The sequence below is a fragment of the Nitratireductor sp. genome (genome assembly GCF_017794765.1).
Lineage (GTDB): Bacteria > Pseudomonadota > Alphaproteobacteria > Rhizobiales > Rhizobiaceae > Nitratireductor.
In genome coordinates, this window is the sequence record NZ_CP051236.1 from 2,294,840 (window position 1) to 2,319,526 (window position 24,687).

23 protein-coding genes and 1 tRNA gene are annotated in these 24,687 nt (G+C 59.1%); 12 read left to right on the forward strand and 12 right to left on the reverse strand.

Annotation, left to right across the window (positions count from 1 at the left end):
- The first annotated feature begins 64 nt into the window (after positions 1 to 64).
- A tRNA-Leu gene (locus HF949_RS10845) sits at positions 65 to 149 on the forward strand.
- A gap of 263 nt (positions 150 to 412) precedes the next feature.
- On the opposite strand, the gene HF949_RS10850 is transcribed toward HF949_RS10845, so the two are convergent.
- From HF949_RS10850 to HF949_RS10865, 4 genes are all read right to left on the reverse strand, one after another.
- On the reverse strand, positions 413 to 1,159 hold the full coding sequence (locus HF949_RS10850; RefSeq protein ID WP_292895030.1) for a class I SAM-dependent methyltransferase: 747 nt from the start codon (positions 1,157 to 1,159) through the stop codon (positions 413 to 415).
- A gap of 935 nt (positions 1,160 to 2,094) precedes the next feature.
- Entirely contained in the window at positions 2,095 to 2,223 is a 129-nt protein-coding gene (locus HF949_RS10855; RefSeq protein ID WP_292895033.1) for a hypothetical protein, read from the reverse strand.
- A 113-nt stretch (positions 2,224 to 2,336) separates the two neighbouring features.
- Positions 2,337 to 3,128 carry a maleate cis-trans isomerase family protein gene (locus HF949_RS10860; protein WP_292895036.1) on the reverse strand — a complete coding sequence of 264 codons (792 nt, stop codon included), beginning with the start codon at positions 3,126 to 3,128 and terminating at the stop codon, positions 2,337 to 2,339.
- A gap of 221 nt (positions 3,129 to 3,349) precedes the next feature.
- Positions 3,350 to 3,595, reverse strand: a complete 246-nt coding sequence (locus HF949_RS10865) for a hypothetical protein (protein ID WP_292895039.1) — start codon at positions 3,593 to 3,595, stop codon at positions 3,350 to 3,352.
- Positions 3,596 to 3,917: 322 nt separating this feature from the next.
- Between HF949_RS10865 and HF949_RS10870 the strand changes: the two genes are divergently transcribed.
- Positions 3,918 to 5,357 (forward strand): alanine/glycine:cation symporter family protein, encoded by a 1,440-nt coding sequence (locus HF949_RS10870; protein ID WP_292895042.1) that lies wholly within the window; start codon positions 3,918 to 3,920, stop codon positions 5,355 to 5,357.
- 65 nt (positions 5,358 to 5,422) lie between these two features.
- On the opposite strand, the gene HF949_RS10875 is transcribed toward HF949_RS10870, so the two are convergent.
- Entirely contained in the window at positions 5,423 to 5,671 is a 249-nt protein-coding gene (locus HF949_RS10875; protein ID WP_229447108.1) for a hypothetical protein, read from the reverse strand.
- Positions 5,672 to 6,010: 339 nt separating this feature from the next.
- Here HF949_RS10875 and HF949_RS10880 point away from each other — a divergent pair, with 339 nt between their 5' ends.
- The 3 genes from HF949_RS10880 to proX all read left to right on the forward strand — a co-directional run bounded on the left by HF949_RS10880 (position 6,011) and on the right by proX (position 9,303).
- On the forward strand, positions 6,011 to 7,261 hold the full coding sequence (locus HF949_RS10880; protein WP_292895049.1) for a quaternary amine ABC transporter ATP-binding protein: 1,251 nt from the start codon (positions 6,011 to 6,013) through the stop codon (positions 7,259 to 7,261).
- The gene (locus tag HF949_RS10885; protein WP_292895052.1) at positions 7,258 to 8,190 is read left to right on the forward strand and encodes an ABC transporter permease; all 933 of its coding nucleotides are present in this window, start codon (positions 7,258 to 7,260) and stop codon (positions 8,188 to 8,190) included. The genes HF949_RS10880 and HF949_RS10885 overlap by 4 nt, the downstream gene beginning before the upstream one ends.
- 102 nt (positions 8,191 to 8,292) lie before the next feature.
- Complete coding sequence (gene proX / locus HF949_RS10890) at positions 8,293 to 9,303, forward strand: glycine betaine/L-proline ABC transporter substrate-binding protein ProX (protein ID WP_292895055.1); 1,011 nt, start codon at positions 8,293 to 8,295, stop codon at positions 9,301 to 9,303.
- Positions 9,304 to 9,418: 115 nt separating this feature from the next.
- Here proX and HF949_RS10895 read toward each other — a convergent pair whose 3' ends face one another.
- Complete coding sequence (locus HF949_RS10895) at positions 9,419 to 9,697, reverse strand: hypothetical protein (RefSeq protein ID WP_292895058.1); 279 nt, start codon at positions 9,695 to 9,697, stop codon at positions 9,419 to 9,421.
- 41 nt (positions 9,698 to 9,738) lie between these two features.
- Positions 9,739 to 10,191, reverse strand: coding sequence for a TspO/MBR family protein (locus tag HF949_RS10900; RefSeq protein ID WP_292900126.1), 453 nt, complete (start codon positions 10,189 to 10,191; stop codon positions 9,739 to 9,741).
- Between the two features lie 240 nt (positions 10,192 to 10,431).
- Between HF949_RS10900 and mgtE the strand changes: the two genes are divergently transcribed.
- A complete protein-coding gene (gene mgtE, locus HF949_RS10905; protein WP_404933211.1) occupies positions 10,432 to 11,847 on the forward strand; it encodes a magnesium transporter in 1,416 nt (471 codons plus the stop codon).
- A gap of 9 nt (positions 11,848 to 11,856) precedes the next feature.
- Here mgtE and HF949_RS10910 read toward each other — a convergent pair whose 3' ends face one another.
- Entirely contained in the window at positions 11,857 to 13,068 is a 1,212-nt protein-coding gene (locus tag HF949_RS10910; protein ID WP_292900128.1) for an MFS transporter, read from the reverse strand.
- A gap of 569 nt (positions 13,069 to 13,637) precedes the next feature.
- Between HF949_RS10910 and HF949_RS10915 the strand changes: the two genes are divergently transcribed.
- Positions 13,638 to 14,024 (forward strand): MerR family transcriptional regulator, encoded by a 387-nt coding sequence (locus HF949_RS10915; RefSeq protein ID WP_223022609.1) that lies wholly within the window; start codon positions 13,638 to 13,640, stop codon positions 14,022 to 14,024.
- A 15-nt stretch (positions 14,025 to 14,039) separates the two neighbouring features.
- Here the strand turns inward: HF949_RS10915 and HF949_RS10920 are convergent, their stop codons facing one another.
- Both HF949_RS10920 and HF949_RS10925 read right to left on the reverse strand, forming a co-directional pair.
- Positions 14,040 to 14,516, reverse strand: a complete 477-nt coding sequence (locus tag HF949_RS10920; RefSeq protein WP_292895060.1) for a methyltransferase family protein — start codon at positions 14,514 to 14,516, stop codon at positions 14,040 to 14,042.
- Positions 14,503 to 15,501 (reverse strand): DUF1624 domain-containing protein, encoded by a 999-nt coding sequence (locus tag HF949_RS10925; RefSeq protein ID WP_292895063.1) that lies wholly within the window; start codon positions 15,499 to 15,501, stop codon positions 14,503 to 14,505. The genes HF949_RS10920 and HF949_RS10925 overlap by 14 nt, the downstream gene beginning before the upstream one ends.
- An 87-nt stretch (positions 15,502 to 15,588) precedes the next feature.
- Between HF949_RS10925 and HF949_RS10930 the strand changes: the two genes are divergently transcribed.
- The 3 genes from HF949_RS10930 to HF949_RS10940 all read left to right on the forward strand — a co-directional run bounded on the left by HF949_RS10930 (position 15,589) and on the right by HF949_RS10940 (position 18,435).
- Positions 15,589 to 16,419, forward strand: a complete 831-nt coding sequence (locus HF949_RS10930) for an aldo/keto reductase (RefSeq protein ID WP_292895066.1) — start codon at positions 15,589 to 15,591, stop codon at positions 16,417 to 16,419.
- Positions 16,420 to 16,544: 125 nt separating this feature from the next.
- A complete protein-coding gene (locus tag HF949_RS10935; RefSeq protein WP_292895069.1) occupies positions 16,545 to 17,621 on the forward strand; it encodes a GGDEF domain-containing protein in 1,077 nt (358 codons plus the stop codon).
- Positions 17,622 to 17,775: 154 nt separating this feature from the next.
- A complete protein-coding gene (locus tag HF949_RS10940; protein WP_007009806.1) occupies positions 17,776 to 18,435 on the forward strand; it encodes an OmpA family protein in 660 nt (219 codons plus the stop codon).
- 69 nt (positions 18,436 to 18,504) lie between these two features.
- On the opposite strand, the gene HF949_RS10945 is transcribed toward HF949_RS10940, so the two are convergent.
- Together HF949_RS10945 and HF949_RS10950 are read right to left on the reverse strand one after the other, a co-directional pair.
- A complete protein-coding gene (locus HF949_RS10945) occupies positions 18,505 to 19,422 on the reverse strand; it encodes a pseudouridine-5'-phosphate glycosidase (RefSeq protein ID WP_292895079.1) in 918 nt (305 codons plus the stop codon).
- A gap of 15 nt (positions 19,423 to 19,437) precedes the next feature.
- Entirely contained in the window at positions 19,438 to 20,385 is a 948-nt protein-coding gene (locus HF949_RS10950; protein ID WP_292895082.1) for a carbohydrate kinase family protein, read from the reverse strand.
- Positions 20,386 to 20,621: 236 nt separating this feature from the next.
- Here HF949_RS10950 and recA point away from each other — a divergent pair, with 236 nt between their 5' ends.
- Positions 20,622 to 21,725, forward strand: coding sequence for a recombinase RecA (gene recA, locus HF949_RS10955; RefSeq protein ID WP_292895085.1), 1,104 nt, complete (start codon positions 20,622 to 20,624; stop codon positions 21,723 to 21,725).
- A 221-nt stretch (positions 21,726 to 21,946) separates the two neighbouring features.
- Entirely contained in the window at positions 21,947 to 24,604 is a 2,658-nt protein-coding gene (alaS, locus tag HF949_RS10960; RefSeq protein ID WP_292895088.1) for an alanine--tRNA ligase, read from the forward strand.
- The last annotated feature ends 83 nt before the right edge of the window (positions 24,605 to 24,687 follow it).

The following is a 24,687-nucleotide window of genomic DNA, read 5'->3' on the forward strand; positions in this document are numbered from 1 at the left end:
CTTGTTTACCGAAATCCGATTTGCTACATGCCCGTTGCCGGTGTGAACCGGCCTCCAGCTGCGTGCGGTCGTGGCGGAATTGGTAGACGCGCAGCGTTGAGGTCGCTGTGGGGCAACCCGTGGAAGTTCGAGTCTTCTCGACCGCACCAAGCTCGCTCTGGAATAGTCAATTTTACTGGCCTTCCGGCGTCTGCGTCTGGCCTCAGCGCTTTTTGAGGCCTTGTGCCTGCCCTGATTTCCCAAATAGACTGATGAACATTGCGCCTTTGGTTGGTGTTGCCTGCCATCTGACATTCCGCTTGCAAGGCCCCAGCCGAGACACCGCTTCTGTAAGAAGAAGATGACGGAATGTGCGTCTCGGCGCCTGTGAATGTATAACGATGACGCCCAGATAAAATTCGACGGCCCGGACTTAGTTCCGATCCACCATTCGATAGGGCAAGTTCAGCGGATTGCCGAAATCCCACTCCTTCTGAGCTTTTGGCGACGCCTCAAAGGATGCCACTGTGGCCCGAATCATTTCGCGCTGTCGCGCGTGTGGAAAGAGTGCCAGGAAATATTCCGCTGCTTCTTTGATATCGGAGACAGACATTTCCTGAGCGTAGCCTGCCTGAACTTCCCGTTTCGAAGGAACGATTTTTGTCCCAAATATCACGGAATGCTCTTGGCAGTAGGAGAGAAATTCAAAGTATTTTCGTAGCTTATACATGCTATGCAAAAGCCATGGATCTTTAAAGAAGAGGAAATCTTGCTGGATAACAAGAGATTTTGGTTTTAATTTTGTGAAAAAATTACTAAGTATATGATCATTTATAGATCTGCTTTTTGAAAGATCAACAAAAAGCAAGGATATTTCATCGCCTAGCCATTCTTCATTGAGTATATCTCCCTGATTTACGGTCAGGAAATCGGAGAATTCGGACGTGAAGTGGCGGAAGGCGGGGAGGCAATCGTCTGGACGCGCGGCATCTACAGGGAAGTCCGGAAAGAACCGCTTGCGCAAATTCTCTCCTGCGTGAAACATATCGTAGGAGTGAATTTTGTCGGTCCTGCCAGATCGGCGCAGGCCGACAGCTAGACTCACTGTGGAGCCTCCAAGAAAGCAACCGAGATCTACTATCGGACCGGGGGGTGCGTTCTCTGCTGCCCAGCTCAGCATTCGCATCTCTTCGCGTGTTAACATTGTAGGGTAGCTCCGGAACCAGTTCGGTTCATTGGCCCACCAGGAGTTCCATGGCATTTCGCGAACGGTTTGCCAGAGTTTTGGGGTCTCCCTCACACGCCACAACATCTTTCTCCTCCATATGTGATTTCAATTCGGGCGAAACCGGTACCCAGAAATTTCAGCCTGAAAAGTCGAATAATTCAGTCCCTGCAGAAAGGTCATTCCAACCGCTTCGTCCCAGTGCGTGTCAAGCGAAAGGTTACCGGGCAGAGTGTGGGAGCAAGCCTTCTGGGCGAAGAGAGCACCACCCACCCATCGGCAACCTAGGGTAGCTGTCTGGGAATGCATTGGGGATTGGTGCGATAACGTAATCAGCATGAGTGCTGGTTTTTCACCCGATCATCGCTGCCCGTGCACGCGCTTTCAAAAATCGCGGAAGCACCAAAGCCGTGTCACTCCTCAATCGCGGGGACGGTGCCTCTGTCAGGTGGCTCTTCGAGAGACTGACCTGTCGAGCTTCGATCGTAGGCTTGGTCGAGGTAAACTGTGTCGGGTTCGATAATGAACGAATAATGCTTGAAGGCGAAGCAAAGGGAACTACCGCGTTTGAGAACACGCCACTCCGGCGCGGTTCCCCTGGCTGTGATGACAGACCGTGCATTCCAGCAATCCTTGCCGAACTTAACCTGTGTTAATTCACGTGGTTTGTATGCGTGCTAACGAGGGGCGTCCCGACCGTTGGGGGCGATGGGTGGGGCGCTTTCGCTCTCGATCATCGATTGAGCGAACAAGGAATCTTCTTCGATTTGCGTCGAGGAAGATTTTTTGTTTGGGCTGCACATTCGTCCCGAGAGCCGCAGGCCCCTGCGTTCGCACGCCTGCCGATCCGGGGGAACGCTGTCGGGCAAAAGGCATCCGCACGCTGGGCGTTATACGGCTTTGGGGTGTCCGTTAAGATACACGCGGCTGATCATGCGGGCCAGAAATTCCACCATGGCGGTGGACAGCACCACAAAGGAGATTATGAGAGCGAGCGCATCTAGAAATTCCAGAAACATATCAACCGTTTCTTGCCACGATTCGTCATCAGGGTAATCCCCCGACGCGAAAATCGATGCATCACGATTTCTTTGCGCTCTTAAGAATTGCCCTCCGCGCATCCTGTGTCTGATCAGAACTGTCGCAGCAATTCGCCAAAACCGGAGAGGCGATCCTCGACGCCTGCAAGCCGCAGGCAGTTCCACATCATGGCTTGATTGCTGACGATCACGGGCTTTCCTGTTTTCTTTTCAAGCGTCTCGACGATCTCCAGCGACCGCAACGCGCTGCAGCTTATCAGCAGTGCTTCTGCATCCGGCGTGTCGAGACTGGCGCCGAACTCGAGAAGATAGTCAGGTGTGACCCGAACCATTTCGCGGTCGTAGTCAAGGCCGAGGCCTGCGTAGGCCGTGATCTCGAAACCCGCTTTATCTTGCAGATAGCCAACGACGGTATCGGTTAGTTCATGAGCATACGGAGTGCCCACTGCAATGCGGCGCACCTGCAGGGCCCCAAGCGCCTTTGTCACGCTGCCCATCAGTGAAGTGGCGCAGGCAGTGGGCGCACCCTTGCTGAGTTCCGCGCAGACACGGGTTTCACCCACCGCGACGGTGCCTGAGGTGCAGGCAAGGCAAACAACGTCGAGATTGTCATCTGGCAAGATGCGGCCTGCTGTTTCGGCAAGGCTTTCGGTAAGCTGCGCAAGTGTGCCGGTAGAGATTTCATGCGGCATCCGTGCTCTGGAGAAGTAGACGCCGACGCCTGGCGGGGCCATGCGTACCATGTCCTCTTCCACCAGTTGATCGTTCGGCAGAAGGACAAAGCCGATCTTGGCGCGTTCATTGCGGCCTGCATCGAACCGCACGGGTGTTTTCACCTGCCGCTTGCGGCTCTGAAGCGGGGAGTTTTCTGGTTTGTCGAGCATTTGACACTGTTCTTCCGCGTTCTCGTCGCCGACCGAGGATCGGGCCTTTCACGCCTGTCACGCCACCGTACAATCGACGCGGCTGCGTCGTTTTCGGGGCAGGAACGCATTTTGAGGCATCCTGATCGGTGACACAGGCATACACCTGTTCTCGCGCCTTCCCAAATCGCGAAGGCGGCGCGCACGCAAGCCTCCTGGAAGATTGCGGGGCGGGAAGTGGATCAATCCGTTGCCGTGGCGCACCACGCGGCGCGACGCATGCGTGCGAGCGTGGCAATGTCGAGCTTTTCAGTCTTGATGGATGCGATCGCGATTTCGATGAGCGCGAGGTGAACCTGTTGGTGGCTCCACCCACGCTCCCGTGCGGACGTCACAATGCGCCTTAGTGCCGGCTCTATCGCGTCTCGGCAGGTCTGCGCCTCGACGACAAAGTCGACCGGTGCGCAGGTCTCAAATGCGAGCGACATGCTTTCCCCCCGGGAACTGTCGTTAAGTTCAGATCGATAGGCAAGTTGATTGTGCTGGTGGGATACCACAACCCGGCCAATGGGACGAGTACGCTGATTGAGGTAGTCCCAGTTGCTGTAGGCGAGCGTTAGGAAAGTGTTAAAGCCGTCAGGTTTCCGGAGCCCAGACAGGGTGAAGACAAGATTGATCCACTCCTGCCCCAGAGCACCAGTCTGCTTGTGGACGTGTGTTTCTTTGGGTGTGCTGCTTTTGATTGTGGGCTATTCTGCCGCATGGGCCGAGAGGCCGGAAAGTGCATTAGCGAAAAGCGAGGGTGCGACAGTGACATTCATCGAGAGCTTATTCGGCGTTATCGGAGACTTAACCTGGGGGTGGTCCCTGATCCCCATCCTTGTCGTCTTAGGTATATTCATCACCGCGTTGACCGGGTTTGTTCAACTTCAGTTCTTCAGGCGCATGTTCCGCGTCCTCTCTTCCAAAAATCAAAGCGGAGACCCCAATGCGATCTCCGCGCGAGCGGCGCTTCTCGTTTCCGTTGGCGGGCGGGTCGGTGGCGGCAATATCGCGGGCGTGGCCGTGGCCATCACGCTCGGTGGGCCAGGTGCGGTGTTCTGGATGTGGGCGATTGCTCTGGTGGGCATGGCGACCAGTCTGATCGAATGCTCCCTGGCGCAGCTCTACAAGCGCCGCGAACCGGACGGCACGTTTCGCGGCGGTCCGGCCCGGTCCATCATTCATGGTCTCGGTGAGGAATATAAGTGGCTCGCAGTGCTTTATGCGATCTGTCTGATCGCGGCATTCGCCATAGGATTCAATGCATTCCAGGGAAACACCGTCGCAGGCGCGGCGCAGGAAAGCCTGGGGATCGACCGGATGTGGTCGGGCATCCTTCTGACCGTGATCGCCGGCTTCATTGTCTTCGGCGGTATCCGCCGCATTGCCAGGGCCGCCGATGTGGTGGTTCCCGTCATGGCGATCGCCTATCTGCTGATGGCGGTGATTATTATCCTTTTAAACATCACCGAACTACCCGGTGTTCTCTACTCCATCGTCATGAATGCGTTCGGTCTGGAACAGGCTGTCGGTGGCGGCATGGGCGCCGCGCTTGCACAGGGTCTGCGGCGCGGTCTCTTCTCCAATGAGGCTGGTCTTGGTTCGGCGCCAAACGTGGCGGCTACGGCGGATGTGCGCCATCCGATCAGTCAGGGCATCACCCAGTCGTTCTCCGTATTCATCGACACAATGGTAATCTGCAGCTGCACCGCCTTCGTCATTTTATTGGGCGATGTATACACGCCGGGTTCTGAGGCTATTGACGGTGTTGTCCTCACTCAGCAATCGCTTGTTTCTCACCTTGGCGAATGGACCCAGTACTTCCTGACCTTCATCCTTCTGCTTTTTGCCTTCAGCTCGATCATCTACAATTACTATCTGGGAGAGAACGCGCTGACGGTGATCAGCGAACACCCCGCGGCCATCAACGCATTACGCTTGATCGTGATGGGGATCGTTTTTCTGGGCGCGGTGGCGCCCGGCGCGACCGCGGTGTTCTTCTTCTCTGACCCGATGATGGGCATCCTGGCGCTCGTCAATCTCATCGCCATCATGATGCTTCTGCCCACAGGCCTGAGGATACTGAAAGACTTCAGAGAGCAGCTGAAGGCAGGTGTCGAGCGACCGGTTCTCGACCCCGAGAAATTCCCGGATCTGGATATCGACCGCACCGCCTGGACAGGAAAGGTGAGTGCCGAAGCCGCCTGACCGCCATGTGAGGCCCGATTGGTCGAAGGGGCAGGGCAACCTGCCCCTTTTTCACATTCCCGGCTTCAGAAGCCCAGCAGAATGGCTGCCGCGATTGACATCGCCACGGCCAACGCCGTGAGGCCGACAAACACCCGCGCCTTATCGAGGAACATCGCATACCCCGCTCCCCATGCCGAGGTGCCTGCTCCGAGCGCGAAGAAGAACGCATCCCGCTCTCCGAAAGAGAGCGCAGCAGCCATCAGGCCGCCGATCACGATGGCTCCGAACGTTACGATGGTTGCAGCAGCATAGGCGTCGTAGCGGTCGTTCATTCTTCGTCCCTCTAAAATGCACTTGATGGCGTCATGGACGCCCACCCGCAGGCTTACCACTAGCAGGTCATTTCGTCGAAAGAAACGCTTCTTGCGGACGGACCCCCGCAAGCCGCCAGGCTGGGGATCAGCTATATTGAATGCTGAATTAATTTTCACTGACTGTTGCGATTCGAAATAACGCGCGTTATGTCAGTGCCCATGTATGGTATTTTCACATGACGCCCTAGGCAGAATGAAGTCTCGAACGGCGACTACAGAATGCAGGCGTGTGTGAAATATTTTACAGGTGTCCGACCTGTATTTCATTTTCCATAAAATAATCAGCCAAGAGGAATCATGAAACCCAAGCTACGGGTCGAGAATGTTTATAAGATATTTGGAGATCATCCAGAACAGGCGCTCGAAGGTCTGAAGCAGAATAAGACCAAGATCGAGATTTTTGAGGAAACAGGGCAGACCGTCGGCGTTCAGGACGTCAGTTTTGATGTCCGCGAAGGCGAGATTTTCGTGGTTATGGGCCTTTCGGGCTCCGGGAAGTCCACGCTTGTCAGAACCCTGAATGGCTTGATCCCTCCCACCTATGGTAAAATCCTGATTGACGAAGACGATGTGGCGAGCTGCTCTGCCGAGCGCCTGCGCAAGGTGCGGCGTGAGAAGATCACCATGGTGTTCCAGCATTTCGCACTCTTTCCCCACAAGACCGTCGCCGAGAACGCCGCCTATGGTCTGAAAATCAAGGGAGAGGGAGCCACACCACGCCGCGCAAAGGCTCTGGCCGCGCTGGAACAGGTCGGTCTTGCTGCTTATGCCGACAGCTACCCGGACGAACTGTCCGGTGGTATGCAACAGCGCGTGGGTCTTGCCCGTGGGCTTGCCACCGATCCGCAAATTCTCCTGATGGATGAGCCTTTCGGCGCGCTCGATCCTCTTATCCGCCGCGAAATGCAGGAGGAACTTCTTCATCTTCAGAAGAAGCTCAAGAAGACCATCATCTTCATCACCCACGATCTCAATGAGGCGCTGCTGCTGGGCGACAAGATCGCCATCATGAAGGACGGCCGCTTTGTTCAGGTCGGCACGGCGCAGGAGATCGTCGACAATCCAGCCGACGACTATGTCGCCGCCTTCGTCGGAGATATTGACCGGGGCCGTGTTTTCGATGCCGCGCATGTCGCCGAACGCCCGATCACCGTTGAGCTGGGTGAAAAGAACGCAGCGGAAAAGGCGCTCGACCTTATGGAGGAGCACAATCGCAACGCCCTCTACGTCGTCGAGGACGACCGGATCGCTGGTCTCGTCACCTATCAGGAACTGGCGGTCGCGGCCCGGGAAGAAGGCCGCACGGACCTTTCGGAAGTGCTCGTGACGGAAGTCCCCACGGTTTCGCGCGATACGCCGCTCAACGAGCTTTATGGTGCTGCAAGCGCCGGTTATCCCATAGCGGTTGCCGATAAGCGTGGCCGTCTTGCCGGGGTCATCGAACCGCAGGCGGTGTTTTCTCAGCTTTCAGGCGAGGAAAGCGAGGAGGTGGTCTCCACCACGGACGAAGCCGACGCCGGCGCCGCACAGAAAGGAGAACGCCAATGATCAGCCCTGCCGATCTCGTTCAGATACCGCTCGACGACTGGGTCAACAGTTTCGTTCGTGACTTTCTGGTACCGAATTTCCGCCCCTTCTTCCGCGCTATGCAGACACCGATCACGGCTGTTCTCGGCTGGCTTGATGCATTCTTTCACTGGCTGCCCATGCTGGTGTTCACAGCAGGCCTCACGCTGATAGCCTGGCGTACGGCGGGCCGCGGGGTTGCCATTTTCACGCTTGTTGCCCTCGCCTTCATAGACATGATCGGCCTCTGGTCGGAGACCATGACCACCCTGTCCATGATCATCACCTCGGTGCTGTTCTGCGCCATGATCGGCATCCCACTCGGCATCTGGAGTGCCCGCAGCGACCGTGTGCTCTTCGTTGTACGGCCGATTCTGGACATCATGCAGACGATCCCGTCCTTCGTTTATCTGGTGCCTATCGTGATGCTGTTCGGTGTAGGCATGGTGCCGGGCATCATCGCCACGATCATCTTTGCTCTTCCGCCGATCATTCGCCTCACCAATCTGGGAATCCGCAATGTGCGCGGCGATCTGATCGAAGCGGCGGAGGCCTTCGGCTCCACGCGCTGGCAGATGTTGTGGGAGGTGCAGTTTCCACTGGCACTACGCACCATCATGGCGGGTCTCAACCAGACCCTGATGCTGGCTCTGTCGATGGTGGTCATTGCAGCACTGATCGGCGCTGGCGGGCTCGGCCTTACAGTCTATACCGGCCTCGGTCGCCTCAATGTGGGGGCAGCGACCGCAGGCGGCATCGGCATCGTGCTTCTGGCGATTATCCTTGATCGCATCACCCAATCGCTCGGCGAAAAGAAAGCCGTGCACACGCCTTCGCTCTGGCAGACACTGCGCTCAATGTTTGCGCTCGGTAAGCCGGGTGACGAAGAAAAAGCGGGCAAGGCCGCATAGGGCACCGCCCGTCTCGCGGAGCGCGATCTGGCGTTCCGCATTCACGGCAGCGGCTCTGCCCTGCCACAATTGTCGAACACGAATTTATGGAGACTGCTTGTTATGACTGGTCTTAAGAGAAGCATTCCCGCAATCGCAGCCCTGGCGCTGCTTGGCTCCATCGCCATGCCGGCGATGGCGCAGGACGGCCCCGGTGCCGGTAAAACGATTAAGATGGCGCAGGCCACCTGGGACACAGGCTGGTTCCACGCTGAAATCTACAAGCAGATGTTTGAAGAGCTCGGCTACACGGTCGAAGGTCCGACCACGCTCGATAATCCGCCTTTCTATCAGGCGGTCGGGTATGGCGATGTCGACCTTTGGGTGAACGGCTGGTTCCCGATTCACGACACCTATCGTCCGGCTTTCGAGGCCACGGCGGAGATCGTCGGCGCGGTTGCGACCGGCGGCGCGCTTCAGGGCTACCTCATCGACAAGGCGTCGGCTGAGAAGTTCGAGATCAAGTCGCTTGACGACTTCAAGCGGGACGAGGTGAAGGAAGCCTTTGACCGTGATGGAGATGGCAAGGCGGATCTCGTGGCTTGCCCGCCCGGCTGGGGCTGTGAGGTGGCGATCGAGGATCACCTGACAAAATACGAGCTCAAGGATCACATCAACGAGATCAAGGCGAGCTACTCTGCCTCCATGGCGGATGCCGTCGCGGCCTATGAGAGCGGCGAACCCATCCTCTTCTACACCTGGACCCCCAACTGGACGGTCAACGAGCTGAAGATCGGCGAGGATGTTGTCTGGATTCAGGTTCCGGAAGAGGCCACGGAGGAGAATGCCGCAGCCGGGATCGATGGCTGTGTTGCCGATCCTTGCGTCATGGGCTTTGAGGCCAATGACATCGTGCCGGTTGCCAATTCCGGGTTCCTCGAGGAAAACCCGGCTGTTGCAACGCTGCTCAAGTCGGCTTCGATCCCGCTCGAGGACATTTTTGCCCAGAACGCGGCGATGAACGATGGCGCTGACAAGCCGGAAGACATCAAGAAGCAGGCTTCTGACTGGATTTCCGATAACCGCGATACCGTTGACGGTTGGCTCGATGCGGCCCGCAAGGCAGCCGAATAAATCCGATTGCCTTCAGGGCCTCATTGCTTGAGGTTTTCCAGCACATTTGGACCGCGTGCCTCGTCTGGCGCGCGGTCTTTTTTGGTGTGATGACGAGCGGTGCCGCCATGGGCGTTTACTGAAGCCGGGCTGGCGATGTGTAGATCGGCACATTGAGATCAAGCGGGCCGGGCGTCGTCAGACGCGGGATGTCCCGCTGACTGCGCATCCATTCCTGGTGCTGGTCTTCCAGCATATCGCGGCTGCGTTCCAGTTCACGCTGGATCCGAACCTGCCGCGCCTGTGCCGCTTCACTCTCGGGCCCGTCGTCCGCGCGCGCCAGAGTGCTCGTCAGCATTGCCGCTGCGAAGGCTGCCAGGGCCATGCGATTGAAATGGACTTTCATGGTGCTCATTCAGGTCGCTCTGGAGCGCCCGGACTGGGGCGCATCCCTTCCTAGTTCAGGGTGAGAATTGCTCCGTTCAGCAAACCGGCGAACAAGACCCACGCCGCATAGGGCAGGAACATAAGGGCCGAAGGCCGGTCGACGCGCCAGCTCGCGATGATAAAGCCGATAACCGTGGCCGCAAGAAGCAGGATGATCACGAGCGCGGGGCCGATCATGTGGAGCGAAAAGAAGGTGGGTGACCAGGCGAAGTTGAGAACAAGCTGCATCCACCACAGGTGCATTGCATTGCTCCGGCGTTCGCGCAGCCATATGCGTGCCCCGGCCACGGCAATCAGCACATAAAGCACAGCCCATACTGGGCCGAATATCCAGTTTGGCGGATTGAACGCCGGTTTTTCAAGCCCCTCATACCAGGTTCCGGGTGCAGTCAGATATCCGACGGCGAGGCCGCCACCGACCACGAGAATAAGGAAAAAGGGGAGGGTGCGAAGAAGCGGCATCATTTTGTTCCATTTGGTGGCTCGGATCGGCAAAACCTGCTCGGGCTGGAACCAGCTTATGCCGCAACGCATTAACGTTCGAGGGGGAGATGTGTTCCTGCCGCGCGGGAAGGCCCGGCCACAGCCAAAAATCTACGGCGGAAAGCATGGTGCCCCGGTTGCCGTGTGGCACACGCATCTGTATTGCCGAAAGAAGACTGCGCCCATTCGCAGAGCCCACATCCCACCAGGGAGGTCCATTTGAGCGAACCCGAAGGACTGAACGAAGACGCCGGCGCCGAAGGCGCGGAGGCAATGGGCATCTATGATGCGGATGGTGTGGTGGCGGCACCCTTTCTGGCCCATATCGGTGCAGCGATTGCCGACCGGGACACCATTACCCTCCGTCAGGAGATCGGTGCGCTTCATCAGTCCGAAGTCGGCGATCTTCTCGAAGCTCTTCTTCCCGACCAGCGCCTCGCGCTTGTCGTGCTTATGGGAGATGATTTCGATTACACCGCGCTGACCGAGGTGGACGAGGCAATCCGTCTCGAAATTCTGGAAAACCTGCCCAATCAACAAGTGGCGCGCGCCGTTGAGCAGCTGGATTCGGACGACGCCGTTTATATTCTGGAGGACCTCGACCAGCAGGACCAGGATGAGATTCTGGCCGAGCTTCCCTTCACGGAGCGCGTGCGCCTGCGCCGTTCCCTGGGCTACCCGGAGGAGACCGCCGGCCGGCGCATGCAGACGGAGTTTGTCGCTGTGCCGCCGTTCTGGACCGTTGGCCAGACCATCGATTATATGCGGGAGGAGCAGAACCTCCCGGAAAGCTTCGCGCAGATTTTTGTCATCGATCCCACATTCCGGCTCGTGGGCGCGGTCGACCTCGATCGCATCCTGCGCACGAAACGTGGCGTGAAAATCGAGGATATAATGCGCGAGACGCGCCACGCCATCCCGGCCACGATGGACCAGGAAGAAGCGGCGCAGATCTTTGAGAAATACGATCTCCTGTCGGCTGCGGTTGTTGACGAGAACGAACGCCTGGTCGGTGTGCTCACTATTGACGACGTGGTCGACGTTATCCAGCAGGAAGCGGAGGAAGACCTTTTGCGCCTCGGCGGCGTCGGCGACGAAGAGCTTTCCGACCGTGTCTGGACCGCTGCGCGCTCACGCGTACCCTGGCTTATGGTCAATCTGATCACCGCATTCCTGGCAGCTTCCGTAATCGGCCTCTTCGATGACACGATCGAGAAAGTCGTCGCGCTCGCGATCCTGATGCCGATCGTCGCTGGCATGGGTGGGAATGCCGGGTCACAAACCATGACCGTCACGGTGCGCGCGCTCGCCACCCGCGACATCGACATTTACAATGCCGGCCGCATCATCCGTCGTGAAATGGGGGTCGGCCTCCTGAACGGTGTCGTTTTCGCAACGCTGATCGGCGTGGTCGCGGCCGCTTGGTTCCAGGACTACAATCTGGGCGGCATCATTGCTGCGGCGATGATAATCAACATGTTCGTCGCTGCCCTTGGCGGCATCCTCATTCCGCTCCTGCTTGATCGCGTTGGCGCTGACCCGGCGGTGGCATCGGCGGTTTTCGTCACCGCAGTCACTGATGTGGTCGGCTTCCTCGCTTTCCTCGGCCTCGCCACCTGGTGGTTTGGGATATAGTTCATTAGTTCAGGCGGGCAGGGGCGTTGCCGAGCGGCGCGCGCGGTAGAGAATGAAAATGGCGATGGCCATATTGCCGAGGTTCCAGGCGATCCCGTTAAGGAAAGCGGCCTGATAAGAGCCTGTCAGGTCATAAATCCAGCCCGACATCCATCCCCCAAGTGCCATGCCTATAATGGTGGCCATGATCACGACGCCCATGCGCTGACCCGCTTCACGCGCCGGCAGATACTCACGCACGATGATCGCGTAGCTGGGCACGATGCCACCTTGCGACAGACCGAAGATGAACGAAACCATGTAAAGCGAGGCGAGCCCGTTGAAGGGAATGTAGAGGAACAGCGAGAGGCATTGCAGAACCGACCCGATCAACAGTGTCGGCACACCGCCGATACGGTCGGCGAGCAGACCTGAGACCAGTCTGCTGGCGATTCCCGCGCCCAGCATGAGAGACAGCATCTCCGCGCCGCGCGCGATATCGAAGCCCAGGTCGATGCAATAGGCGACGATGTGAACCTGCGGCATCGACATGGCGACGCAACAGCCCAGCCCGGCAAGCACCAGAAGCGTTTGCAGCATTCGGGGTGAAAGGTCGATCGGTTTTCGTCCACCGGGGCGCCGTAAATGGGCGGCTGCGATGTCGTCAGCCTGATTCACATCGGGTCTGGCCCGCATGAGCATGGCCAGCGGCACGATACTGGCGATGCAGAAAATGCCGATGCCAAGAAAGGTCACCCGCCAGCTTGTGTGTTCCAGCGCAAATTTGATGACGGTCGGCCAAAGCACGCCCGAAAGATAATTGCCGCAGGCCACTGCCGCCACGGCGATTCCTCGCCGCTTTTCGAACCAGTGGGAGATGTCGGCCAGAAGCGGGCCAAAACAGGCCGATCCACCAAGCCCGATCAGCCCCTGCAGAATGACGAACTGCCAGAGTGCGGTTGTGAAGCTGGAGGCGACAAAGCCTGCGCCAAGCACGGCCCCCGCGATGGCCACGGGCAGCGCCACACCAATTCGATCTGCAAACCGCCCGATGAGCACGTTGCCCAGTGCAAAGCCGATCATCGAGCTCGTATAGGGCAGGGAGGCGGCCGCCCGATCGACACCAAACTCTGCCTGGATGGGTGGCAGAACGACCACGAACGCCCACAGCCCCACCGTGCCGAATGTGCCCAGAAGCAATGCAATCGTCATACGGAACCAGGCATAGGAACCGTCGATCATCGCATCGCTGGCGCTATGGGCGTGGCGCTGTTGCAAGCTGGTTGATCCTTGTCAGAGAGCATTCTGCCCGCGCCTGCTCAATCTGCGCGAACTGGCCTGCTTTCATAGCTCAGCGATAAAATGTGCCGTAGGGCCACGCCCGCTTCGGCGTCTGTCCATGCGACCGATGGGGCGGCTCACTGTCTGGTTTCCCACACTATATGCGCAAGCCGGCTGTCCCATCCGCTCCCGAAATTGTATTCATCGGTTCCGCCAACGGACTCGTCCGCCGCGTTATCCGGCCTCAATTGTCCGCCTTGGCGAACCGGCAGCCGGTGCGCGTCCATGTATCGAGCGCGCTCTTTCCCGGAGTTCCCACACATAAGGTTCAGGAAATTGACTTTTACGTAAGAACCGTGCGACTTTGTTTTTCCTCGCTAAACAAATGCTCCAGTTTGGAGATAAAGCGGGGCGGGCATCGGCAGGTCACAGCCTGCCGCATCATCCGGAAAAAGAATAATGCGGCACTCACCATTGGGGCAACGTCCGGCATGGGCGTCAGGGGAGCCGTCATAAAAGGGCAGGGCGCAATGCGCGATTACTACTCCATCACCGAGCTGACGCGTGAGTTCGGGATTTCCACACGGACGCTGCGCTTTTACGAGGATGAAGGGTTGATCAAGCCCGTTCGCCGCGGTCGCACGCGGCTTTACCGGCCGTCCGACCGGCACCTCGTGCGGCAGATTTTGCGAGGACGCAGTATTGGTTTTTCGATTGCCGAGATTCGCGAGATCATAGAGGTTTACAAGGCGCCACCTGGAGAGATCGGGCAGCTGAAGCTCATGCTCGCCCGGATTTCTGAAAAGCAGCAGGATTTGCGCCAGAAGCGCCGGGATCTCGAAGACACACTTGAAGAATTGGCGCGCGCGGAAGAAGCCTGCGTGGAGCGCCTGGCGGAACTTGGTGTGACAACCTGATTGTGATGCGACCGCTTAGAACCAGCGGCGTACACGTTTCTGATAATCCCGATATTTTTTGCCAAATCGCACTGCGAGATGGCGCTCTTCAGGCTCGATCGCGAGCTTTTGCGTCAGGAAGCAGGCGATGGCGAGAAGCAGGAGAAACCATGGATTGCCCGATACCAGGGCGATCCCTGCAAGAAGCATTGAATTGCCGAGATAGATAGGATTTCGGCTGATCGCGAATGGCCCGCTCGTGACCAGTGCATCTGCGCCGCGCGTGGGCAGGATGGCCGTTCCCGCCCTGTGGAGCGTCCGCATGGCCTGCACGTCGAGTATCACGAATCCGACGATGAGCAGGCAGCCTATGGCAAAAAGTATGTCTGCAAGCGGCGGGCCGAACCATCCCAGCGGATAGAACACGCCCAGCGTTGCGGCGATGGCAATTGCCGCCAGATAGATGACAGGTGGCCATGGAAATCGAGCCGGTTGCCGTTCAGGGTCGTTCATTCGTAAGGTCCCGCTGCGTGAAATCGCTCCCCGCTTCTGCACGCATAGTGCATTCGGTTGCGATTTGGCTCAAGCGGCTTTGCATCTCTTTTCCCGGCTTGCCCGACATGACCAGGTCAAGACGATTCTCGGTTTCCAGTGTGTTGGTGAAGCACGCGCAATAGGTTGCACAAAAGCCTGCATCGCGCGCTTCCCCGCATTGGCGCGTACATTCTTGTGTAAAGCGGATATCGGCAGGCGCGACTGCCGGCGGCCAGACCTGGGCCAACACCCAGACGCATGCAATGAGAACTGGCTGGTGGAGAAGATAGAAGGCGAGGCTATGGCGACCCGCAAAGGCGACGGGGGCCAGCCAGTTCCCCGGCTTCAGAAGGGCAATCGCGTGAAGAAAACCTGTCTCTTTTGCAATGCGGGCGGCGGCGATGCCGGCAATGACGGCTCCGAACCAGGGAACCAGGGGGACATAGTCATTTGACGGGGGACGAAACGTGGAAAGTCCGACCCACCAAAGAGCCGGTGTATCGAACAATGGCGCGCTAAACACATGGGGTGCAGCGAAAAACCCGGCGGCGAGCCCCAAAAGAAGCCAGGCCGGAAAGCTCAGAAAGGCGAGACCGAGCAGGCTTGCCACCGCAATGTGATGCAGGATCCCGAAAAAGATAAAGCCCTGCGGCAGAGCGAACCAGGTCGCGACCGAGATTGCGGCCGCAGCCACGGTGATCATGGCCAGGCGTTTCAGGAAGCCCGCCCAGCGGATACGTTTCTGATGAGCTAAAAACAGGCTGGCGCCAACCAGAAACAGGAAGGAGGATGCGATGGCACGTGCAAAAAGACGCCATCCGCCGGAGACCGTGGTGCCAGCGTCCATATAGCCGAAGAACTCAAGGTCCCAGCTGAAATGATAGACTGCCATGGCGATGAGTGCGCCGCCGCGCGCGATATCAATGGCTTCGATGCGTGATTTGCCGGCCGCTTGGTGCCGCATCGTGTAATCGCCCCGGTATAATCATTGTTTTATGTTGTGATTATATTAGTCGGCGCTAAAAGTGGCCGAAAGACGGAGAGGTTTTCAATGCAGACAGTTGAGACGAACGGTGCATCCATCCCGGTCCTGGGAATGGGAACCTGGACTTTGAAGGGGCAGGCCTGCACGGAGCTCGTTTCGCATGCGTTGAAGGTTGGATACCGCCATATCGATACCGCTGCCGCCTATGACAACGAGGAAGCCGTTGGCCAGGGCATTCGTGCCTCGGGAGTGAAGCGGGACGATGTTTTCCTGACCACCAAGGTCTGGTGGACCGACATCGCGGCTGGTGACCTTGAGCGTTCCGCAGAGGCGAGCTTGTCGCGGCTGGGCTTTGACCATGTCGACCTTCTGTTGATCCACTGGCCGAACCCGGATGTAGACCTCACTGAAAGCATGAAGGCCCTGAACCGCGTGAGGGCGATCGGAGCCGCGCGCCATATTGGCGTGTCCAACTTTCCGACAGATCTTCTGGCCGAGGCGGTTCGCCTTTCCGAAGCCCCCCTCGTTGCAAATCAGGTTGAGTATCATCCTTTTTTGAAGCAGGACCGGGTATATGCCGCGTGCCGCGACGCAGGTATGGCAATGGTCTCCTATTGCCCACTGGCGCGGGGCGGTGATCTGTTCTCGCAACCGGAGGTGGCAGGTCCGGCTGAACGCTATGGCAAGACACCGGCGCAGATCGTGTTGCGCTGGCATGTGCAGCAGGAAGGCGTGATCGCTATTCCACGGACCAGCAATCCAGCGCGTTTGGCCGAGAACGCAGACATATTCGATTTTTCGCTAGGTGCTGAGGAAATGCGCTCTATCTCCGCCTTGCAGCACCGAGGGGTTCGCATCTGCGACTACGACTTCTCGCCCGTGTGGGACCCGGTTTGAACCTCTCGGGACGCAGCAGGTTAACCCTGCGTTAGCTGATGTAAAATAGGGTACTCACGGTTGTCATCGGCTCCACTCTTGCGTGGTGTCTGACAGTCATGCCTTTGGGGGAAGGTGGACGGCGCATGTTGCAGACTTCAGGCGCCCCGGAGAAGGGGCCCACCGACATTGCCGGCATGATTGCAGGCTCCATGCGCCGCATGGGGGTGACCGGTCTGCCGCGCAATTACGAGATTTTTTACGAGGTCTTTACCGGTTCGAACCGCGATCTTGTGCGCGATTTCGAAGCGTTGAACGGCCGCCCGACCCAGGAAGCCCTGGACAAGCTGGCTCTCAAATACTTCACGCAGAACAACCGGCAAGCCATCGTCGAGGATGCGCAGGAGCAGATCGCCACGCGAGCGCAGGAAATTCTGTCGCTGCTTGGCCGCGAGCGCAGTTCGCTGGAAAAGTTCGGTGTGATCCTTGATCAGACCTCCAACGGGCTCAACGGCCGCAGCGCCATTACCCACGATCTCATGCGCAAGATCGTGGGCATCATGGCTGCTGCCACGGAGACGACGATCGCCCAGGGACGTCAGATCACGCAGGCCATGGAAGAAAAATCCAGCGAGCTTGAAGCAATGCGCACGCAGCTCCAGAGGTACAAACGCCTTGCCGATACCGATCCCTTGACGAGGATCTGGAACCGCCGGGCCTTTGACAAGCGCATGGCCGGCATCTTCGACGAACAGCGCTCTGTCATGTTCAACGCGCTGATCCTTGCAGATATCGACGGTTTCAAGGCGATCAACGATCAATACGGTCATCCCGTTGGCGACAAGATCCTGCAGGGCGTCGCCCAGATTCTCAAGACCCAGTGCGTAGACGACTGTTTTGTCGCGAGAACGGGTGGAGAGGAGTTCGCCATCATCGTGGAAGGTCTCACTGAGGAGGCGACCGTGAAACTTGCGGAAACGATGCGCCTCGCCGTCGAAAAGGCCGAATTCGTTGTAGGATCCGGCGCTCGCAAGTGCGGGCCCATTCGTATATCGCTTGGCGTATGCATGGCAACCGATGCTGCCAATGCCGATGAACTCTACGCCAAGACGGACCAGGCGCTTTATGCGTCCAAGGTGGACGGGCGCAACCGCGTTACCCTGTTCTCCAGCATTCCCAGGGGCAAGTTCATGAAGAACTGGCTGCTCTACAGAAACGATTGATGCACACGTCCGCGACGGGATGCATTTTTCTAAACTTCGCATATAGTTTGACGAAAACCGCGCCGAATTTCGCCCGATTTGTGATACACGGGGGCTTAAGGGGCGATTTGCGCGCGATTCCAGTCGCAGATATTGAAAAGTGAGGATACGGACTATGTTGAAGAAATCCATCGCGGTTGCGCTCGTGGCAGGCTTTTCTGCCGGCTGCGTGACCAGCACGGATCCCTACACCGGTCAGCAGAAGATCTCCAACACGGCCGGCGGGGCTGCGCTTGGTGCGCTGGCGGGTGCAGGCGTTGGACTTCTGGCCGGTGGCGATGATCGTCGCAACGCGCTGATCGGCGCAGGCATCGGCGCACTGGCCGGTGGCGCGGTCGGCTCCTACATGGACCAGCAGGAAGCGCAGTTGCGTGGCCAGTTGCAGGGTACCGGCGTGAGTGTCACCCGCCAGGGCGACTACATCATCCTCAACATGCCTTCCAACATCACCTTCGCAACCGACTCGGCCAACATTCAGCCGGCCTTCTATTCCACGCTGAATTCCGTCGCTCTGGTTCTTCAGAAATACAATCGCACGCTGGTGGACGTCTTTGGTCATACCGACTCCACGGGCGATGCAAATTACAATCTGGAGCTCTCACAGCGCCGCGCCGGGGCCGTTGCCAATTACCTTATTGGTCAGGGCGCGAGCAGCCAGCGTTTTGCGATTATCGGCCAGGGCGAGGCTCAGCCGATCGCCTCCAACGCGACGCCGGAAGGCCGCGCACAGAACCGCCGCGTGGAGATTCGCCTGTCGCCGCTCACCGGCGCCTGATCCCTCACGCTATATGCAAGACAGAAAAGCCGCCGGCACCAGCTGGCGGCTTTTCCGTTTTGGGAAATGCTATCCGGCGGCCATCGCCGTGGCGATGCGCGCCGCGAGCCGCGCATTGTTTTTTACCAACGCAATATTGGTAACGAGGCTCGCGCCGCCCGTCAGTTCCAGAATCCGGGCCAGAAGGAATGGCGTCACATCCTTGCCCGATATACCTTTTTCGTTCGCTTCGCGCTGTGCCGTCAGAATATGTCCGGACATCACATCGGCAGCGATCTCGTCTTCCGCGGCAACCGGATTGGCGATCAGCATGCCGCCGTCGATCCCGAGCGCCGCGCGGGTCGCCTGAAAACGCGCGATGGCTTCGGCCGTGTCGAGGCGTAGCGGTGCGGGATAGGGGGATTGGCGCGACCAGAAGGCTGGCATTGTGTCGGTACCAAAGGCGATTACGGGAACGCCCCGGGTTTCCAGCACTTCCAGCGTCTTCTCGGTATCCAGTATCGCCTTCGGCCCTGCAGAGACGACGATAACGGGTGTCCGAGACAATTCGTCGAGATCGGCCGAAATGTCGAAGCTCGTCTCAGCTCCCTTGTGAACACCGCCGATGCCGCCCGTGGCGAAAACATGTATGCCAGCCATGTGCGCGGCGATCATTGTCGCGGCCACGGTCGTGCCGCCGCTTTTCCCCTCGGCAATGGCAAAGGCCAGATCTGCGCGCGACAGCTTCATCGGATCCGTCGCCTGCGCCAGGGCTTCGCGTTCCTGATCCGACAGACCAATCTTCAGCCGTCCGTCGACCACTGCAATGGTGGCGGGGACGGCGCCTTCCTCGCGGATCAGTGCCTCCACGTCTCCGGCCATCTCGTTGTTGCGCGGCCAGGGCATGCCATGGGTGATGATGGTGCTCTCCAGTGCCACCACCGGCTTGCCTTCGGCAAGGGCTTCGGCGACCGGCGCATGGACATCGATAATGTTGTTGGAACGCACGGGAAAACTCCTTTATCAGACAGGTCGCGGGGCGGGCACCCGCGCGAGCGCCGCATCGAAGGCGCTATTATCGAATTCGGGCGCTGCCGAGGCGGAGCCAACAGCAAGTCCAGAGGCGGCCACGCCTTCGCGTGCGGCCTCCTGAATGGACAGGCCACGGATCAGGGCTGCAACGGTTGCACCAGCCAGCGCGTCGCCGGCGCCGGTCACATCTACGAGGGCATCCAGCTGTGGCGGTTCGATCTGCCACTGGTTTTCGGGCGTGAATACCGTCACGGCGGCGCTGCCCTCGGTGATGACGGCGGCGCGCAGGCCGAGATCACGCAGCGCTTGCACCGCCAGCGGGATCGAAGCTGCGGACTGAAGCCCGGCAAGACTGCGCGCCTCACGCGCATTCATGAAAAGCACGGAGAGTCCGGAAAAAACGGGTATCAGCCGCCTGGCCTTTGCTGGTGAGACGGCGATCGCGTAAAGAGGCGCGGCTCCGCGGATAGATGCGAGCTGCGCCAGTGCCTCCAGGGGCAGGTTGGCATCGCAGAGTATGGCATCGGACCCAGCAGCAGCGTCCCGCGTTTTCGAGCGGCTCATCTGCTTGGCGAACGCAACATCATAAAGTGCCATATCCGCAAGACCGGTGATAAGCTCGCCGTCATGATCAAGAATAGCAGTGTAGCTTGGTGTCACCCGGTCGAGAAAGGTCGCCGAGAGATCTTCGAAACCGGCTTCCTCCACCGCGCGCGCCACGGCTTCGCCCGCTGCATCCCCGCCCCGCAGTGAAAGGAGCGATACGGACACACCGCGCCGGGTAGCCATGCACGCAGCATTGAAAATTCCTCCGCCGACCTCTTCGCGCATGCGTCCGGGGTTGGAAGTGGCGGGAATGTGTGCCGCATCGAGACGTCCGCGACGGTCCATGTGGGCGCCGCCGACAGCAAAGAGTCGAGGTGGGCTGGTCACGTTCATCGGGCCGCTTCCCGAATCGCCTGGCGCGGTGATATCCCCCCGCTCTCTGCCCGGGCATCTGAGCCCCGAGAGCGGGCACAGATTGTGAATTCAGGCGTACAAAAATAGAACAAAATGCATTTATGCTGTTTTTTCAATGCTCTACTGCCTATTGCAAAAATAGAACAAAAAGGGTACAGATGGCTATCGCGGATTTGGCGGAACCGCCTCCATTGACCTCGAAGGGGTGTTGTATCATGGCTCAGAATTCATTGCGGCTTGTAGAGGATAATTCGGTGGACAAAACCAAGGCTCTGGATGCGGCGCTATCGCAGATCGAACGTGCCTTCGGCAAGGGATCGATCATGCGGCTTGGCGCCAATGATCAGGTGGTCGAGATCGAGACCATCTCCACCGGGTCGCTGGGCCTCGATATTGCCCTGGGCATCGGCGGGCTGCCGCGCGGCCGCATTGTCGAGATTTACGGTCCTGAAAGCTCAGGCAAGACGACCTTGGCGCTTCACACGGTTGCCGAGGCCCAGAAGAAGGGCGGGATTTGCGGCTTCATCGATGCCGAGCATGCACTCGATCCTGTCTATGCCCGCAAGCTGGGCGTCGATCTCGAGAATCTCCTGATCTCTCAGCCCGACACGGGTGAGCAGGCGCTTGAGATCTGCGACACACTCGTGCGCTCCGGTGCGCTGGATGTGATTGTGGTCGATTCGGTTGCCGCGCTTACGCCGCGCGCCGAAATCGAAGGTGAGATGGGCGATTCCCTGCCGGGCATGCAGGCCCGTCTCATGAGCCAGGCGCTGCGCAAACTTACCGCCTCCATCTCCCGGTCGAAGACCATGGTGATCTTCATCAATCAGATCCGCATGAAGATCGGTGTGATGTTCGGTTCTCCCGAGACGACCACGGGCGGCAATGCGCTAAAATTCTATTCCTCGGTGCGCCTCGACATTCGTCGTATCGGTTCCGTCAAGGATCGTGACGAAACGGTGGGCAACCAGACCCGCATCAAGGTCGTGAAGAACAAGATGGCGCCGCCCTTCAAGCAGGTTGAGTTCGACATCATGTATGGTGAGGGCGTGTCCAAGACGGGCGAACTGATCGATCTCGGCGTGAAGGCCGGCATCGTTGAAAAATCAGGTGCCTGGTTTTCCTACAACTCCCAGCGTCTGGGGCAGGGGCGCGAGAACGCCAAGCAGTTCCTGCGCGACAATCCCGAGGCAGCGCAGGAGATCGAACTGGCGTTGCGTCAGAATGCAGGCCTGATTGCCGAGAAATTCCTCGATGATACGGGGCCGGGCGACCAGGATGGTGGGGACGCTGAGGACGCTCAGGACGCTCAGGAATAGGGCTCTCACTCTCGCGGGTTCGGTCAGCGCTGGGGAGCCGGCCTGATCCAATCCGGTGACATCAGAACACCGCCAGCTGCTGGCGGTGTTTTTTTATGCCGGCTTAACCTGCCTGTATGATCGTATCCTGACGGGATTTCTGGACAGGCCCGGACGCTGACGTTAAAAGGCGGGCTTCTGTTCCCCGCTTGTCTGGGCGGGCTTCTCGCAAAGGCTGAATCATGAGTGGCGTCAACGACATCCGGTCGACCTTTCTCGACTATTTTAAGAAAAACGGACATGAGATCGTGGCCTCTGGCCCGCTCGTGCCGCGCAATGACCCGACCCTTATGTTCACCAATGCCGGCATGGTCCCCTTCAAGAACGTCTTCACCGGCCTGGAGACGAGACCCTATGATCGGGCGGTAACGGCACAGAAATGCGTGCGCGCCGGCGGCAAGCACAACGATCTCGACAATGTTGGCTACACGGCCCGTCATCATACCTTCTTCGAGATGATGGGCAATTTCTCCTTTGGCGACTACTTCAAGGACCGAGCCATCGAGCTTGCGTGGAACCTCGTGACGAAAGAGTTTGGGCTGGATCCCAAACGTCTCCTGGTCACGGTGTACCATACGGATGATGAGGCGGCGGGCTTCTGGAAGAAAATTGCCGGCCTGCCCGACGACCGCATCATCCGCATCGCCACGAATGACAATTTCTGGGCCATGGGCGACACCGGCCCCTGTGGCCCTTGTTCGGAAATCTTCTATGATCACGGCGATCATATTCCCGGCGGCCCTCCCGGAAGTCCTGACGAAGATGGCGACCGCTTCATCGAGATCTGGAATCTCGTCTTCATGCAGTTCGAGCAGCTCACGCCGGACGAGCGGGTAAACCTGCCGCGCCCCTCCATCGACACCGGCATGGGGCTGGAGCGCGTGGCGGCTGTTCTCCAGGGTGTTCACGACAATTACGACATTGACCTTTTCCGCGCGCTCATCCACGCCTCCGAGGAGGCAACCGGCGTACGGGCCGAGGGCGCTCAGCATGCAAGCCACAAGGTCATTGCGGATCATCTGCGCGCGTCGAGCTTCCTGATTGCCGATGGCGTTCTGCCGTCCAATGAGGGGCGCGGCTACGTGCTGCGTCGCATCATGCGCCGCGCCATGCGTCACGCGCAGCTTCTGGGGGCGAAAGATCCGCTGATGTGGCGCCTGGTACCCGCGCTCGTGCGTGAGATGGGCCGCGCCTATCCCGAACTCGTGCGCGGTGAGGCGCTCATCACCGAGACGCTGAAGCTTGAGGAAACCCGTTTCCGCAAGACGCTGGCGCGCGGCCTGACGCTCCTGTCCGACGCCACCAGCGGGATGGGAGAGGGCGACCTTCTCGACGGCGAAACCGCGTTCAGGCTGTACGACACCTATGGCTTCCCGCTCGACCTGACGCAGGATGCACTGCGCCAGCGCGGCATCCATGTGGATCTCGGCGGCTTCAATGACGCAATGGAACGTCAAAAGGCCGAGGCGCGGGCGAACTGGGCAGGCTCCGGCGAAGCGGCCACCGAGGCCGTCTGGTTCGCGGTCAAGGATAGGACAGGCGGCAGCGATTTTCTCGGCTATGAGACCGAGGACGCCGAAGGCGTGGTGTCAGCTCTGGTGCTCGACGGCGCCATGGTTGACGAGGCCGCTGAGGGCGACGAGGTGGCTATCGTCACCAATCAGACCCCGTTCTATGGCGAATCCGGCGGTCAGGTGGGCGATACCGGCCTTATCTCGGGAGAAGGCTTTTCAATTGTCGTTACCGACACCCAGAAGAAGGGCGACGGGCTTCTCGTTCATTTTGGCCGTGTCGAGAGCGGCAGGGTCAGGAACGGCGACGTGGTCGCGTTGAAGGTCGATCACGCGCGTCGCACGCGCATCCGTGCCAACCACTCCGCCACGCACCTCCTGCACGAAGCGTTGCGTGAAGTGCTTGGCACCCATGTGGCGCAGAAGGGCTCGCTCGTTGCACCGGAGCGCCTGCGCTTCGACTTCTCGCATCCAAAACCCATATCGGACGATGAACTCGCTCGTGTGGAGGATATGGCCAATTCCATCGTTTTGCAGAATGCACCTGTCGAGACGCACCTGATGGCTGTCGACGACGCGATCGAAGCTGGCGCCATGGCGCTGTTCGGTGAAAAATACGGCGACGAGGTGCGCGTTGTGTCCATGGGTACCGCGCGCGAGGGCGACAGGGCCGGCAAGACCTACTCGCTGGAGCTTTGCGGAGGCACGCATGTGAAGGCCACGGGCGACATCGGCCTTATCCGTATCGTGTCCGAAGGTGCCGTCGCCTCGGGCGTGCGTCGCATCGAAGCTTTGACGGCTGATGCCGCACGACATTATCTCGGCCAGCAGGAGCAGCAGTTGAAACTTGCTGCCGGCGCATTGAAGGTCGCGCCCGCTGATGTGGCCACGCGCCTGGAGACTGTCCTTGAGGAACGCCGCAGACTTGAGCGCGAACTCTCGGAAGCGCGCCGCAAGCTTGCCTTGGGCGGGGGCGGGGCCGCTGAGGGCGGCAGGGAAACCGTCGCTGGCGTGGGTTTCATGGGCCGCGTGGTCGAGGGCATTTCGCCAAAAGATCTGAAGCCGCTTGCCGATGATGGCAAGGCCTCGCTTGGCTCTGGCGTCACCGTGTTCGTCGGGACCTCGGAAGAAGGCAAGGCCAGCGTCGTGGTTGGCGTGACGAAAGATCTGATCGAGCGCTTCAGCGCGGTCGATCTTGTCCGTGTTGCCTCCGCCGCCATCGGCGGTAAGGGTGGCGGCGGCCGCCCCGACATGGCACAGGCCGGGGGCCCGGATGGTTCCAGAGCGGCCGAGGCCATCGCCGCCGTCAAGGCCGCGATGGAAGGCTGAGCGCAACGCCCGGGACGGAAGATCGACTATGCGCGGGCTCATAGAGGCCCGCGTTTTTTCTTGCCAAACGAAAAAGCCGCGGT

Excerpts from the sequence above, each read along its gene's own strand:
- HF949_RS10925 (WP_292895063.1), bottom strand. The coding sequence starts at position 15,501 with ATGCGGCACCAAGCGGCCGGCAAATCACGCATCGAAGCCATTGATATC.
- HF949_RS10940 (WP_007009806.1), top strand. The coding sequence starts at position 17,776 with ATGTTGAAGAAATCCATCGCGGTTGCGCTCGTGGCAGGCTTTTCTGCC.
- HF949_RS10850 (WP_292895030.1), bottom strand. The coding sequence starts at position 1,159 with ATGCTGAGCTGGGCAGCAGAGAACGCACCCCCCGGTCCGATAGTAGAT.
- HF949_RS10895 (WP_292895058.1), bottom strand. The coding sequence starts at position 9,697 with ATGAGCACCATGAAAGTCCATTTCAATCGCATGGCCCTGGCAGCCTTC.
- HF949_RS10950 (WP_292895082.1), bottom strand. The coding sequence starts at position 20,385 with ATGAACGTGACCAGCCCACCTCGACTCTTTGCTGTCGGCGGCGCCCAC.
- HF949_RS10875 (WP_229447108.1), bottom strand. The coding sequence starts at position 5,671 with ATGAACGACCGCTACGACGCCTATGCTGCTGCAACCATCGTAACGTTC.
- HF949_RS10885 (WP_292895052.1), top strand. The coding sequence starts at position 7,258 with ATGATCAGCCCTGCCGATCTCGTTCAGATACCGCTCGACGACTGGGTC.
- HF949_RS10865 (WP_292895039.1), bottom strand. The coding sequence starts at position 3,595 with ATGTCGCTCGCATTTGAGACCTGCGCACCGGTCGACTTTGTCGTCGAG.
- HF949_RS10920 (WP_292895060.1), bottom strand. The coding sequence starts at position 14,516 with ATGAACGACCCTGAACGGCAACCGGCTCGATTTCCATGGCCACCTGTC.
- HF949_RS10900 (WP_292900126.1), bottom strand. The coding sequence starts at position 10,191 with ATGCCGCTTCTTCGCACCCTCCCCTTTTTCCTTATTCTCGTGGTCGGT.
- recA (WP_292895085.1), top strand. The coding sequence starts at position 20,622 with ATGGCTCAGAATTCATTGCGGCTTGTAGAGGATAATTCGGTGGACAAA.
- HF949_RS10855 (WP_292895033.1), bottom strand. The coding sequence starts at position 2,223 with ATGTTTCTGGAATTTCTAGATGCGCTCGCTCTCATAATCTCCTTTGTG.
- HF949_RS10860 (WP_292895036.1), bottom strand. The coding sequence starts at position 3,128 with ATGCTCGACAAACCAGAAAACTCCCCGCTTCAGAGCCGCAAGCGGCAG.
- HF949_RS10880 (WP_292895049.1), top strand. The coding sequence starts at position 6,011 with ATGAAACCCAAGCTACGGGTCGAGAATGTTTATAAGATATTTGGAGAT.
- HF949_RS10930 (WP_292895066.1), top strand. The coding sequence starts at position 15,589 with ATGCAGACAGTTGAGACGAACGGTGCATCCATCCCGGTCCTGGGAATG.
- HF949_RS10915 (WP_223022609.1), top strand. The coding sequence starts at position 13,638 with ATGCGCGATTACTACTCCATCACCGAGCTGACGCGTGAGTTCGGGATT.
- proX (WP_292895055.1), top strand. The coding sequence starts at position 8,293 with ATGACTGGTCTTAAGAGAAGCATTCCCGCAATCGCAGCCCTGGCGCTG.
- alaS (WP_292895088.1), top strand. The coding sequence starts at position 21,947 with ATGAGTGGCGTCAACGACATCCGGTCGACCTTTCTCGACTATTTTAAG.
- HF949_RS10910 (WP_292900128.1), bottom strand. The coding sequence starts at position 13,068 with ATGATCGACGGTTCCTATGCCTGGTTCCGTATGACGATTGCATTGCTT.
- HF949_RS10935 (WP_292895069.1), top strand. The coding sequence starts at position 16,545 with ATGTTGCAGACTTCAGGCGCCCCGGAGAAGGGGCCCACCGACATTGCC.